Source organism: Bradyrhizobium sp. i1.15.2 (genome assembly GCF_040548425.1).
Classification (GTDB): Bacteria; Pseudomonadota; Alphaproteobacteria; order Rhizobiales; family Xanthobacteraceae; genus Bradyrhizobium; species Bradyrhizobium canariense.
This window is the reverse complement of the sequence record NZ_JBEPRQ010000004.1, coordinates 37,834-50,443: the sequence shown is the minus strand read 5'-3', so window position 1 is coordinate 50,443 and position 12,610 is coordinate 37,834. Positions and strand designations below refer to the sequence as shown.

The 12,610-nt window shown below is 65.0% G+C and carries 15 protein-coding genes and 1 riboswitch; of the genes, 6 read left to right on the top strand and 9 right to left on the bottom strand.

Features of this window, described 5'->3' with window-relative positions; translation table 11 throughout:
• The first annotated feature begins 11 nt into the window (after nt 1–11).
• From ABIB80_RS10055 to ABIB80_RS10045, 3 genes are all read left to right on the top strand, one after another.
• On the top strand, nt 12–611 hold the full coding sequence (locus ABIB80_RS10055; protein WP_219678586.1) for a histidine phosphatase family protein: 600 nt from the start codon (nt 12–14) through the stop codon (nt 609–611).
• Between the two features lie 88 nt (nt 612–699).
• Complete coding sequence (aroC, locus tag ABIB80_RS10050; RefSeq protein ID WP_219678584.1) at nt 700–1,788, top strand: chorismate synthase; 1,089 nt, start codon at nt 700–702, stop codon at nt 1,786–1,788.
• A gap of 80 nt (nt 1,789–1,868) precedes the next feature.
• Nucleotides 1,869–3,098, top strand: coding sequence for an adenylate/guanylate cyclase domain-containing protein (locus tag ABIB80_RS10045; protein ID WP_354127316.1), 1,230 nt, complete (start codon nt 1,869–1,871; stop codon nt 3,096–3,098).
• On the opposite strand, the gene clpS is transcribed toward ABIB80_RS10045, so the two are convergent.
• Genes clpS through ABIB80_RS10020 form a run of 5 tightly spaced genes read right to left on the bottom strand, consistent with a single transcriptional unit; the run spans nt 3,062 to nt 5,807 of the window.
• On the bottom strand, nt 3,062–3,367 hold the full coding sequence (gene clpS, locus ABIB80_RS10040; protein ID WP_354127315.1) for an ATP-dependent Clp protease adapter ClpS: 306 nt from the start codon (nt 3,365–3,367) through the stop codon (nt 3,062–3,064). The two genes, ABIB80_RS10045 and clpS, sit on opposite strands and share 37 nt — an antisense overlap.
• A gap of 43 nt (nt 3,368–3,410) precedes the next feature.
• Nucleotides 3,411–3,752 carry a DUF190 domain-containing protein gene (locus ABIB80_RS10035; RefSeq protein WP_007594670.1) on the bottom strand — a complete coding sequence of 114 codons (342 nt, stop codon included), beginning with the start codon at nt 3,750–3,752 and terminating at the stop codon, nt 3,411–3,413.
• Between the two features lie 2 nt (nt 3,753–3,754).
• The gene (gene crcB / locus ABIB80_RS10030; RefSeq protein WP_007594668.1) at nt 3,755–4,183 is read right to left on the bottom strand and encodes a fluoride efflux transporter CrcB; all 429 of its coding nucleotides are present in this window, start codon (nt 4,181–4,183) and stop codon (nt 3,755–3,757) included.
• A gap of 6 nt (nt 4,184–4,189) precedes the next feature.
• A complete protein-coding gene (crcB, locus tag ABIB80_RS10025; protein ID WP_198288302.1) occupies nt 4,190–4,588 on the bottom strand; it encodes a fluoride efflux transporter CrcB in 399 nt (132 codons plus the stop codon).
• 7 nt (nt 4,589–4,595) lie between these two features.
• Entirely contained in the window at nt 4,596–5,807 is a 1,212-nt protein-coding gene (locus tag ABIB80_RS10020; RefSeq protein WP_354127314.1) for an MFS transporter, read from the bottom strand.
• A gap of 136 nt (nt 5,808–5,943) precedes the next feature.
• Nucleotides 5,944–6,021, bottom strand: a riboswitch (Fluoride riboswitch).
• Between the two features lie 286 nt (nt 6,022–6,307).
• Between ABIB80_RS10020 and ABIB80_RS10015 the strand changes: the two genes are divergently transcribed.
• Nucleotides 6,308–7,177: a DUF1194 domain-containing protein gene (locus ABIB80_RS10015; protein WP_007594662.1), complete on the top strand. Its 870-nt coding sequence runs from the start codon at nt 6,308–6,310 to the stop codon at nt 7,175–7,177.
• A gap of 175 nt (nt 7,178–7,352) precedes the next feature.
• On the top strand, nt 7,353–7,985 hold the full coding sequence (locus ABIB80_RS10010; RefSeq protein WP_007594660.1) for a hypothetical protein: 633 nt from the start codon (nt 7,353–7,355) through the stop codon (nt 7,983–7,985).
• A 215-nt stretch (nt 7,986–8,200) separates the two neighbouring features.
• Here the strand turns inward: ABIB80_RS10010 and ABIB80_RS10005 are convergent, their stop codons facing one another.
• The gene (locus ABIB80_RS10005) at nt 8,201–9,259 is read right to left on the bottom strand and encodes a class I SAM-dependent methyltransferase (protein ID WP_027516562.1); all 1,059 of its coding nucleotides are present in this window, start codon (nt 9,257–9,259) and stop codon (nt 8,201–8,203) included.
• Between the two features lie 168 nt (nt 9,260–9,427).
• On the opposite strand from ABIB80_RS10005, the gene ABIB80_RS10000 reads away from it, so the two are divergent.
• Nucleotides 9,428–10,030: a hypothetical protein gene (locus ABIB80_RS10000; protein WP_354127313.1), complete on the top strand. Its 603-nt coding sequence runs from the start codon at nt 9,428–9,430 to the stop codon at nt 10,028–10,030.
• Here the strand turns inward: ABIB80_RS10000 and ABIB80_RS09995 are convergent, their stop codons facing one another.
• The 3 genes from ABIB80_RS09995 to ABIB80_RS09985 are packed head-to-tail and all read right to left on the bottom strand — an operon-like array spanning nt 10,031 to nt 12,586.
• Nucleotides 10,031–11,278, bottom strand: a complete 1,248-nt coding sequence (locus ABIB80_RS09995) for a class I SAM-dependent RNA methyltransferase (RefSeq protein WP_354127312.1) — start codon at nt 11,276–11,278, stop codon at nt 10,031–10,033.
• Nucleotides 11,271–12,005, bottom strand: coding sequence for a TlyA family RNA methyltransferase (locus ABIB80_RS09990; RefSeq protein ID WP_007594653.1), 735 nt, complete (start codon nt 12,003–12,005; stop codon nt 11,271–11,273). Before ABIB80_RS09990 ends, ABIB80_RS09995 begins: the two co-directional genes overlap by 8 nt.
• 26 nt (nt 12,006–12,031) lie before the next feature.
• Nucleotides 12,032–12,586, bottom strand: coding sequence for a nucleoside 2-deoxyribosyltransferase (locus tag ABIB80_RS09985; RefSeq protein WP_007594651.1), 555 nt, complete (start codon nt 12,584–12,586; stop codon nt 12,032–12,034).
• Nucleotides 12,587–12,610: the final 24 nt, after the last annotated feature.

The following is a 12,610-nucleotide window of genomic DNA, read 5'->3' as shown; positions in this document are numbered from 1 at the left end:
TTTACCCAGCAATGCCCGTGCCCACGATCTATTACCTTCGCCACGGCGAGACCGAGTGGAATGCCCTCGGGAGGCTTCAGGGTATCAAGGACATTCCGCTGAACACGCGCGGTCGCGGTCAGGCCGTGCAGGCCGGCGGCATTCTCGCCGACCTGTTCAGGCGCGAGGGCCGCGACAAGGCTGCATTACCCTACGTGTCGAGTCCGCTTGGCCGCGCGCGACAGACCATGGAACTGGCGCGGAGCAAGCTCGAACTGCCGATTGCGGACTATACGCTCGACGATCGCTTGCGCGAGATCGGCTACGGCACCTGGGAGGGACTGACGCTGGCCGAGAGCGAGGCCTCCGATCCCGAAATATATGCCCGGCGCCTCGCCGACAAATGGACGGTGGGCCCCGCGGGCGGGGAGACCTACGCCGATGTGCAGGTCCGCGTGCGCGCCTGGTACGAGCAGCTCCGGACCGACACCGTCGCGGTCGCCCATGGTGGGACCTGCCGGGCCCTGATGGTTTCACTCGGCCTGGAGACGCCGGCGAGAGCCGCCGAACTCTACATCGAGCAGGGCGCCGTCTACGTGTTCCGGGACGGGCGGCTGGAGAAGTTTAGTTAAGCCGGTTCGCCGTCTCCGTGGGGGCTGCGGGTTTGACCACCGGCGCCCCGCGCGTTACCACACGCGGGAACCGAGCCAGCGAGCAGCGATGTCCTTCAACACCTTCGGCCACATGTTCCGCGTCACGACCTTCGGCGAGAGCCATGGGGTGGCGATCGGCTGCGTGGTCGACGGCTGCCCGCCCATGATCCCGCTCGTCGAGGCCGATATCCAGGGCGATCTCGACCGGCGGCGGCCAGGCCAGTCGCGCTTCACGACCCAGCGCCAGGAGCCGGATCAGGTCAAGATCCTCTCCGGCGTGATGGCGCATCCGGAGACCGGCGTGCAGGTGACGACGGGCACGCCGATCGGGCTCCTGATCGAGAACACCGACCAGCGCTCCAAGGACTATTCCGAGATCAAAGACAAGTTTCGCCCCGGTCATGCCGACTTCACCTATGAAGCAAAGTACGGCCTGCGCGATTATCGCGGCGGCGGCCGCTCCTCGGCGCGCGAGACGGCGACGCGCGTTGCCGCCGGCGCGATCGCGCGAAAGGTGTTGCCCGATGTGAAGGTGCGCGGCGCGTTGGTGCAGATGGGGCCGCACAAGATCGACCGCGCGAAGTGGGACTGGGACGAGATCGCGAAGAATCCGTTCTTCTGTCCGGACAAGGACAAGGCCGCATTCTTCGAGACCTATCTCGACGGCATCCGCAAGAGCGGCTCCTCGATCGGCGCGGTGATCGAGGTCGTCGCCGAAGGTGTGCCGGCTGGCCTTGGCGCGCCGATCTACGCCAAGCTCGATTCCGATCTGGCGGGCGCGATGATGACCATCAACGCGGTGAAGGGCGTCGAGATCGGCGCCGGCTTTGGCGCGGCGGAATTGACCGGCGAAGAGAACGCCGACGAGATGCGCACGGGCAATGACGGCACGCGTTTTCTCTCCAACCACGCCGGCGGCGTGCTGGGCGGCATCTCCACAGGGCAGCCGGTGGTGGTGCGTTTCGCGGTCAAACCGACCTCGTCGATCCTGCAGCCGCGTCTCACCGTCGATCGCAACGGCGCCGACACCGAGATCATGACCAAGGGCCGCCACGATCCCTGCGTCGGCATCCGCGCCGTACCCGTCGGCGAAGCCATGATGGCCTGTGTTTTGGCGGATCATTTCCTGCGCGACCGCGGCCAGGTCGGGCGCTAGCGTTCTGCGAGGCGCTTGTATCGCGCCACTGGCCCACCGCGCAGCTTGACGATCCCACAACTTCGTCCGCAAATGCGCGCATGGAAAGTTCCGAGCTCCAACGCATCACCAGCTGGCTGATCGACGGCGCCTGGTCGTCGAAGACCCCGGCCGAGATGACGGCGGAAGCCTGCGAACGGATGGTCGCAGCCGGTCTGCCGCTATGGCGGTTCGGCATCTTCATCCGCACGCTGCATCCCGAAATTTTCGGTCGCAACTTCATCTGGCGGGAGGGCGAGGAGGTCGAGATCGGCACGGTCGATTTCGAGATCCTGGAGACGCCGGAATTCGCCAGAAGTCCGCTGCGGGTCGTGTTCGAGCAGGGACTTGAGGTGCGCGGACGCATGGACGATCCCGGCAGCAAGCATTTCCCTTTTTTCGACGATATGCGTGCCGAAGGCGTAACCGACTACGTCGCGACGCCAATGCAGTTTCTCGACGGCTCGGTCCACGCGACGAGCTGGACCACGCGCCATCCAGGCGGATTCACCGATGAACACATCGCGGCGATTCACAGCATCATCAAACCGCTCGCGCGCATCACTGAGATCATCAGCCTGCGCCGCACCGCCGAGATGCTGCTCGACACCTATGTCGGCAATCGTGCCGGAGCGCGCATCCTTGGCGGTCAGATCCGCCGCGGCCACAACGACACCATGCAGGCTGCGATCTGGCTCTCCGATCTGCGCGGCTTCACCGCACTGTCGGACCGGCTGCCGGCCGAGACCGTGGTCGAGATCCTCAACCATTATTTCGACTGCCAGGTCGCCGCGATCCGCGGCCATGGCGGCGAGGTGCTGAAATTCATGGGCGACGGCCTGCTCGCGGTATTCCCCATCGACGAATATGTCGGCGATGCCGCGCATGTCTGCACGCGGGTGCTGGAGGCGGCGCGCGAATCCCGCGCCAGCGTCGAGGCGCTCGCGTACCCTGTCGGCGATGTCGTCGAGCGCTTCCGCTTCGGCGTTGCGCTCCACGTCGGCAACATCCTCTACGGCAATATCGGTGGCGGCAATCGCCTCGACTTCACCTGCATCGGTCCCGCCGTGAACCTTGCCGCCAGGCTCGAGAAGATCACCGGTCGCCTGGGGCGGACCGTCGTGGCCTCGGAAATGTTCGCCAATGTCTGCCGCCGCGACTGGCACGAACTCGGCGAATTCCCGATCGCGGGCTTTTCAAAGGCGCAGCGCGTGTATGGGCTGACGGATGAAGCACCGGCGCTGGTCGCTGAGCGCTACTCCTCCGGCTCCGTCGTGAACAGCAGCGGATAGCCCTTGGTGCGGCCGGCATCCGTTGCGCGGGTAGCCTTGGTCTCGGCGACGTCCTTGGTGAAAACCGCGACCACGCAGGCGCCGAGCTTGTGGGCGGTGATCATCACCTTGTAGGCCTGATCCTCGGTCATCCGGAACTCGGCCTTGAGGATCATCGTGACGAATTCGCGGGGCGTAAAGTCGTCGTTGATCAGGATGACCTTATGCAGCTTCGGCCGCTCGACCTTGGTCTTCGTCCTGGTTTTCGGTTTGACAACGGTATCGTTCATTCCGCCTCCCGGATATGGCGGGCTCGGGTTCCTGCCGGCGCGCTCAGCGCGCGGCCTTCTCACCATATTGCAGGACCTGCACCTTCTCCAAGGTGATCAGGCCGCTCGACATCATGCCATCCAGGATGGGCAGGAATGCATTGATGTTGTCCTCGCTGTCGACGATCTCGATCAGCAGCGGCAGGTCTTCCGAGAGCCGCAGAATCTTCGAAGTATGGAGCCGGCTCGACTTGCCGAAGCCCATGGGGCCGCGCAGCACGGTGGCGCCGGCCAGATGCCGCTCGCGCGCCGTCATCACGATCGCTTCATAGAGCGGCTTGCCGTCGAAATGGTCGTTCTCGCCAATGAAGATCCGGAGCGAAACTGCCTGATTGGGGATCTGCATGATTAGCTCCTTCGCAAGCGGTTGGTGCCGCTGGCTATCATATGGCCTGCCCATACCGACACCAGCCAGCAAATGACGGATGCCGCGATATAGGCGAGCGCCGTATATTTCATGCCGCCGTGGAGCAGGCGGAAAGTCTCCAGGCTGAAGGTCGAAAAGGTCGTGTAGCCGCCGCAGAACCCGGTCATGACGAACTGCCGGTGCTCGGGCCGGGCCAGCAGGCGGCCGTCGGGCCCGGTCAGCGTCGCGTAGAAGCCGATCATCAGTGAGCCCGTGGCGTTGATGAACAGCGTCGCGACCGGGAAGCCGGGCCCGGTGTCGAGCGCAAGCCCGACCAGATAGCGCGTCAGCCCGCCGACCATGCTGCCGGCGGCAATCCAGGCATAGAGCGTCGCGGTGCGCCAGCGATCGGCAAAGGAGGGGGACTTCATCTGCCTCTAGCCTGCCAGAGTGTCCGTGAGGAGGAAGCCGCAACTGACGGCCGCGAGGCAGAGCACGACCGAGACCGCGACATTCCCGAGCGCGTGCATCGCCTCGCCGTTGCGCGCCAGCGTCAGCGTTTGCAGACTGAACGAGGACACCGTGGTGTAGCAGCCAAGAAAGCCGGTGACCGCGAACAGCCATGGATCGGGCGCGGCGAAGGCCGAGCCGGGATGGGTCGCCAATGCGCCAAAAATGCCGATCAGAAAGGCGCCAGTGACGTTGATGGTCACGGTGCCCCACGGAAACGTCTCGCCCAGCCGCCGGGCGATCGCGCCGGAGATGAAATAGCGCGCGCAGCCGCCGAGCATGCTGCCGATCATGATCGCAAGCACTCCGCTCAGCACGGCGAACAGCCCCCCGTCATCGTTTCTCCTCCGTTGCCAGCCCGCCGCCGACGGCGAATAGTCCCACGAGCGCGACCAGCGCGAAGCCGAGCCCCGCCAGGAACGTGCCGGCCGGACCATAGGCATCCCACAAGGCGCCGGCGATCACGCTTGCGGCCAGCAAGGCAAGGCCGGTGAACAGGTTGAAATAGCCGAACGCGGTGCCGCGCAGGCTCGGTGGCGCCGCGTCGGCGACGAGGGCCGAGAGCAGGCCTTGCGTCAACCCCATATGCAGTCCCCACAGCACGACGCCGAGGGCGAGGCCCCCAAGGTTTGGCAGCAGCGCGAGCGCAAGATCGGCGCCGGCGAGGAAGACGAGGCCGAGCGCGAGCAGGCCGGTGCGGTTGATCCGGTCCGAGAGCACGCCGGCCGGATAGGCCGACAACGCATAGACGATGTTCATCAGCACCAGCACGGCCGGCACCCACATCGCATTGAGCCCGATGTTCTGCGCGCGCAGGATCAGGAAGGCCTCGCTGAAGCGCGCCAGCGTGAACACGACGCCAACCGCGACCACGCGCCAGTATACGGACCCGAGCTGGCGCACCGCGGCGGTATTCAGTGGATTCCTTGAGGGCTCCCGGCCAGGGTCCGGCTCCGGCTCGCTCACCGCGAACGCGATCAGTCCGAACGACAGGAAGCCCGGCAGCACGGCCACCCAGAACACCATCGTAAAATTGTCCGCCGTCCACCACATCAGGCCGATCGCCATGAGCGGCCCGACGAAGGCACCGATAGTGTCGAGCGACTGCCGCAGGCCGAAGCTCGCGCCACGCAGGCCGATGGGTGCGATATCGGCGATCAGCGCATCGCGCGGCGCGCCGCGAATGCCCTTGCCGACGCGGTCGATGAAGCGCGCGGCAACCAGCCATCCGACGCTGGGGGCAAGCGGGAATAGCGGTTTTGTCAGCGCGGCGAGTCCGTAGCCCAGCGCGGCGAGCAATTTGCGCCGGCCTAGCCAGTCGGACAACGCGCCGGAGAAGATCTTCGTGATCGAGGCGGTCGCCTCGGCAATGCCCTCGATGAAGCCGACGGTGAGCGTGGAGGCGCCGAGCACGGTGACGAGATAGACCGGCAGCAGCGCGTGGATCATCTCGGAAGAGACGTCCATCAGCATCGAGACGAAACCGAGCACCCAGATTCCCCTGGGCAGCCCCGCACGTGCAGCATTCGGTGTTGTCGTCGTCACGTCCAGGACTTCTCCTCGGCCTCTGCTTGACCTCTGCTTGACCTCTCCTTGGCCTTCGCGTCCAGGCAACAAAAAACCCGCCAGCGGCGGGTTTGTCCATGCTCCCACCGAAGGCAAAGGCTTAGAAATTGCCCCTCCTCAAGCAGGAGTCATCAGCCCATTACGGTCACAGGCCGCCGGGCGGTTGTCGGGGGACTCCATCCCCATCTGTGTCGCCAGCCTAGCATGGAAATGGCGCCGGACAAATGGGCGAGGGTGCTCTGTCTAGTGGCCCGTTCTTCCGGGGCGCATGGCGCATGACGGCATACCCGTGCCAGCGATCGCGCAGTCAGCGGCGCGAGCGCGGCAACATGGCGGCAGCTTTGCGTAATGCTTCGCAATTCCCGACCCGCAGATCCCAACGCGCAAATCCCTAACTGGAATGTGAAGCGCAAGCGATCTTCGGACTTTGCGGCAAGGCGATTGCATGTCACCATCGCGTCATACGACGGGAGGCTGCGATGCGCTTGCTGTTCTCGATCGGGGCTGTGCTGGTGACCGGCATGTTTGCCGGAGGGGACGTCGCGGGCATCGCGGCACCAGGACCCAAATTTGAGTCGCCTAAAATTCAGCCGCAACGGCAAGCAGCCGACAGGGACGCGCAGACGGTCGATGTCGAGCTGATCCTCGCTGTCGACGTCTCCTACTCCATGGACATGGACGAGCTCGCGATCCAGCGCGAAGGCTATGCGCAGGCGATCCAGTCGAAGGAATTCCTGCAGGCGCTGAAGCTGGGCCCGAACGGCCGGATCGCGGTGACCTATTTCGAGTGGGCCGCCTCGACCGACCAGAAGATCATCATTCCCTGGCGCCTGATCGACGGACCGGAGACCGCCGATGCCGTCGCCGCCGAAATCCTGAAGACGCCGATCCGGCGCGCCTCGCGCACTTCGATCTCCGGCGCGATCAGTTTCGCGATGCCGCTGTTCGACGAGGATCCCTATCGGGGCTTGCGCCGTGTGATCGATATTTCCGGCGACGGTCCCAACAACAATGGCACTCCGGTCACGATTGCGCGGGACGCGGCGATCGAGAAGGGCATCGTGATCAACGGCCTCCCGATCATGGTCAAGGAGCCGTCCTATTCGACCATGGATATCGACAATCTCGACTTCTACTATGAAGATTGTGTCATCGGCGGCCCCGGTTCCTTTGTCATCACGATCAAGGATCGCGAGAAGTTCAAGGAAGCCATCCGCACCAAGCTCTTGATGGAGGTTGCAGGCCGTATGCCGGAGCGCCCGGTGATGCGCGTTGCGGAGAAGGACAGGGAGCCGCGTGTGAACTGCATGATCGGCGAGAAGATCTGGTCAGACCGCTGGGGTCGCTGAGCGCGGCCCCCGGACGAGACCTTTTGCCCTATTTGCCCGCGATGGAATTTTAACCATGCGTTAACTGTTGCGTGGCCCTAATCGGCTGCTTCCAATTGTTTCCGGATACTGTTCTGACGTTCCTGTCGGGGCGCGAACCAAGCGGGCCTGTCAGACAAATCCGCCGAGCAATCCAATGGCCATCGTCTCATCGAGCACCAGCCAGATTTCGCCCGCCAACGAGCGGGTGTATCACCAGAGCGCCCTGCTCGGTGACTGGAAGGGCAATTGGGCGGGCAACAACCAGCCCGTCGGCTTCAAGGTCGTGAACATCCGCGGTGCCCGGGCGCAGGTCGAGTACACCCATAACGGGCACACCGAGCGCGGCTTTGGCGAGGTCGCCGGTTCGCTTCTCACCTTCGGTAACATCACGGTCGGCACCAAAGACGGCAAGAGTTTGGTGCTGTTATCCTCCGCGGGCGCTGGCAAGCAGACCGCGACGCTGGACAAGCAGGCGCCGCCGGCCTCGGACAGCCGTCTGATGGGAAGCTGGGGTGGCTATTCAAGTGACAATGGCAAGAGCGCGAGCTTCAGGGTGCTCGGCGTCAACGGCAACGAAGCGCAGGTCAGCGTCACCACCGATGGCGTCACCCGTCAGGGCACCGGCACCGTCTACAAGAACGTCATCATGTTCGGGCAGGCGCAGATTGCGACCGACGACGGGCAGAATGGCAAGATCATCTACCAGGTCGGCAACAAGTCATTCATGGTGCCCGTGACGAAATATCCGCCGGCGGATACGTCGTCCACGGTGGACAGGACGGCATAGCCGATCACGGCTGCTGCTCGCTGGACCGCGTCAGCGCCTTCAAGTGCCGGTCGATCTGACGCAAGACGTCGCACGCGGGCGCCAAAGCGCCATTACCGATCATTTGCGGCGGCCAGCTTACGTTGCCGCGCGAGCGAGGCAAGGATGTCGGCGCCAGGCGTGGCTGCAGCATCGGCATGGCCATATACCGCAGCCACGCGCCGGAATGGGGAAGATCAGATCCGCGCCTCCAGAATCAGATTGAAGGGCGTTTCAGCTGCGCGGCGGAAGCGCGTCAGTCCGCCCTCTCGCGCGACCTTGCGCAGCCTTGCCTCGCCGGCTTGCGCGCCCAGTGCGAGGCCCACCTCCTGGTCGAGCGAGGCCGGCGTGCAGATCATGGTCGACGCCGCATAATAGACCCGCCCGACCGGGTTGAGATTGTCCTCGAGGCGGTCGCCTGCGAACGGCTCGACCAGCATGCAGGTGCCGTCCTTTGCCATGGTCTCGCGCACGTGGCCGATGGCGCCGACGGGATCGCCCATGTCATGCAGGCAATCGAAGAAGCAGACGAGATCATAGCCCTCGGCCGGATAGGTCTTGGCGGAATGAACAGCGAAGCTGACCCGGTCGCCCAATCTGGCTTCGGTGGCCGCCTTTCGCGCGGCCTCGATCGAACCCTCGTGATAGTCGAAGCCGTAGAAGCGGGAGTTCGGGAAGGCTTCCGCCATCAGCCGTGTCGAGACGCCGTGCCCGCAGCCGACATCGGCGACCTTGGCGCCGCGCTTGAGCTTGTCCACGACGCCGTCGAGCGCGGGCAGCCATTCCTGCACCAGATGATGCATGTACCCGGTCCGGAAGAAGCGTGCGGTGCCGCAGAACAGGCACTCGCTGCGCCGGTTCCAACCGACGCCCTTGCCGGATTTGAACGCGTCCGAGACCTTCGGCTCGTCGAGAAACGCCGAGGCAATGACATTGCCGAACGCGCCGAGGAACACCGGACTGTCCTCATCGGCAAGCGCCATCGCCTGCTCCGGCAGCATCGAGAATTTTGCCGAAGCGGAATCGTATTCGATGTAGCCGGATGCCGCCTGGCTCGCGAGCCATTCGCGGACGTAGCGCTCCGCCGTCCCGGTGGCGCTTGCGAGCTCGGACGAGTTCATCGGTCCCTTGGCGGCAAGGGTACGGTAGAGACCGAGCTTGTCCCCGAGCAGGACCAGCGACGCATTCATCGCTGCCCCGAATTCGGTGACCATCTTGCCCATAAAGGCATTCAACCTGTCGGAATTGACCTCCATGACAGCCTCCGTGCTGACGCGCCCCCTTAGGTGGGTCAATCCGGCATGCGGGAAGTTCAAACTGGCAGGAAAACGTGATCCCGGAACTCAAGGGAAGACTGGTGTCGCTATGCTGGCATTCATGCTGTCTGGTGGGTATAATTCGCAAGCTTTTCGACGGTTATTTGGATGTCCAGGCTTACACGCTCTTGCGGTCTCGCGGTTTTTCTTGCCCTGCTCTGCCTCGGCGAAGCGCCGGCTCATGCGCAAGGCGCACCCCTGCAATATTGGATCCCCGGCGGACCTTTCGGCTTCGGCGGCGTTGCCGGCCAGAGCGCCGACAGCTACGGCAATTTCCCGAGCTTCAATGGCGCCGACGCAAGCGGCCGCAGCAATTTTGCGAACGGCTTCTTTGTCGGCAGCCAGCATGGCAATCTCAATTGGAGCGGCCTCAGCCCGGCCGGACTGAGCGGCAATTTCAGCGCGCTCTCCTACGACAGCACGCAATTCGGCTACAACACCAAGACCGCGGGCGGCATGCCCGTCACGTTCTTTGCCGGTTTCGACACCCTGAAATACGGCAACGGCATCGGCAGCTCGCTTGCGCCGCTCACCTCCAGCGCCTCGCCCGGCTACAGCGCATTTGCGGGTGTCGAGTTCAAGCCGACCTCCAACCTCAGCCTGTCGTTCGGCGCCGGCTTCACCCAGCAGGACTCGGGCCGCATGGATAGCGATCTCAGATCGAACATGCTGCCCGGCGAGTCGCCGGCGTTGAGTGGCCTTCGGCGCTAACTAGCGCGTGAACTTCGCAACCAGCTCGACATGCGGCGTGTGGCGGAACTGATCCACCGGCACGACTACGTCAATCTTGTAGCCGCCATCGATCAGCAGCCGCGCATCGCGAGCAAAGGTCGCGACATTGCAGGAGACCGCGACCACCACCGGCACCTTGCTCGCGGCGAGCTTCAAGGCCTGCGCCTGTGCGCCCTGGCGCGGCGGGTCGAACACGACAGCGTCAAAATCGCGCAGCTCCGGCGCCACCAGGGGACGGCGGAACAGGTCGCGCGGCTCGGCCTTGATCGGCTTGAGGCCCGGTGTGCGCGCGGCTTTTTCGAGCGCTGCAATGGCGCCGGCGTCATTGTCATGGGCGGTGACGCGGGCCTTTTCGGCGAGCCGCAACGCAAACGGCCCGACACCGCAGAAGAGGTCGAGAACGTTCTTGGCCTTGCCGATGCGCTCCGCGACCAGCGACGCAAGCGTCGCTTCGCCGGCGACGGTGGCCTGCAGGAACGAGCCCGGCGGTAGCGTCACTTCGGCGCGGCCCATCTGCAGGGTCGGTGGCAGGCGTTGCAGCACCAGTTCGCCGTGCCGTGTCAGCCGTGCCAGGCGATGCTGCTCGGCGACGCGCGACAGCGCCGTCACGAGCGGCGTTGGCAGCGGGCCGGAGCCGCGCACGTCCACGTCGAGACCGTTGGCGGTCGCGGTCACCTGGATGTCCAGCGGCTTCGTCACCAGCATTTTGGACGTCAGCAGTTCGGCGAGCGCCCAACCGGCATCGAGCGCGCCCTCGAGCCCGGGATCGAGGATCGGGCAGCGATCGATCGGGATGACATCGTGCGAGCTCGCAGCCGAGAAGCCGACCTTGAGGATGTCATGGGTGCCGAACCGGCCGTGCAGCGTCATGCGCCTGCGTCCCGCACCATGGGCATCGACCAGCGGCGCCACCTCGCAGTCGATGCCGGCCTGGGCCAGGGTCTCGACCACGATGCCGCGCTTCCAGGCGTGATACGGTTCAGCCGCCCAGTGCTGGATCGCGCAGCCGCCACACACCCCGAAATGCGGACAGAACGGCGCGACGCGCTCGGGGCTGGCGACATCCACCGCCAGCAGCTTGCGGCGATCAGGATGGTTGCCGACGACGTGATCGACCTCGACGGTCTCGCCGCCGAGCGTATAGGGCACATAGATGGCTTCACTAGCGTCGAGCGAGACGCCGTCGCCGCGATGGCCGACGTGATCGATCGTCACGCGCTCAACCACGGCGCGCGCCCAGGAAGAATTCGATGTTGCCGTCGCCGCCGGTGATCGCCGACGGGAACACCTCGATATCGGTGCAGCCGAGCGAGGCCGCAAAGGCGGCGATGTCGTCGCAGATCTCGCGGTGCACGGCGGCGTCGCGGACGATGCCCTTCTTGTTGTGCTTCCGGTCCGCCTCGAATTGCGGCTTGATCAGTGCCAGCAGGCTCATCGGCGCGGCCGCCAGCGACAGCGCCACGGGCAGCACCGTCTTGAGCGAGATGAAGCTGACGTCGATCACGACGACATCGGGCCGCGCCGGCAAACGCTTGCCGTCATAGGCGCGGATGTCGGTCTCTTCCATCGACACGATCTTGGAGTGACCGCGCAGCGAGGGATGCAACTGGCTGGTGCCGACATCGACGGCAAAGACGAGACTCGCGCCGTTCGCCAGCAGCACCTCGGTAAATCCGCCGGTGGACGCGCCGACGTCGAGGCAGACATGGTCCTCGATCTCGATTGGGTAGCGCTCCAGCGCGCCGGCGAGCTTGACGCCGCCGCGGGAGACGTAGGGGTACGCGGGCTCGGCCTGGATCACGGCGTCCTCGGCGATGGTCTCCGACGGCTTTGCGACCTGCTTGTCGTCGGCGGTGACGAGGCCGGCCTCGATCGCCGCGCGCGCCCGCGCCCGGCTCTCGAACAGGCCGCGCTCGACCAGCAGAACATCCGCGCGCTTGCGGGCAGGGGACATCATCTCTCCGAAGACGCCAGAGGCGCTTATGTAGCGATCAATCGCGCGGCCGCCATCCGGACGCAAGCCTCGAACGCGGCCAGATCGTGCCAGACGTCGATCGGCATCTGCGCCGGCGTCACCAGCGGGCAGCCATGCAGTTCCAGCGCGTGGATCATCATGAGATTGTCGACGAGGCCAAAATCCTCGACCGTCAGCCCCTGCGCGTCGACCAGCCGCCCGTCCTCGGACGTCACGTCCATGAAGCGGCTGAGGCGGTCGGCATAGGCGGCGCCGTCGTTGGAATAAGCGAGGCAAAACTTGCGGCGGCCGGCCATGTAGCCGAGCTCGTAGATGGTGCCGGGATCGGCGCTGGCGCCGCGGAACGGCGTGAGGTTGGCGATGATCGCATCGGCCGCGTCCATCATCGCCTCGTTGCCGCAAAAGATCCGCCGCGAGGCGTCGGGAGCGGCGAGGTCGATGTCGTTGTCGAGGGGATAGAGGCCGGTAAGGCCGTGCGCGGCACAGATCGCGACCTTCTCCCGGCCGATCTCGACCGCATCTGGCAGGAACACGTCGGGGCCTGCCAGATAGATTTTCATCAGAGCTGCTTCGCGGAAGGTCGA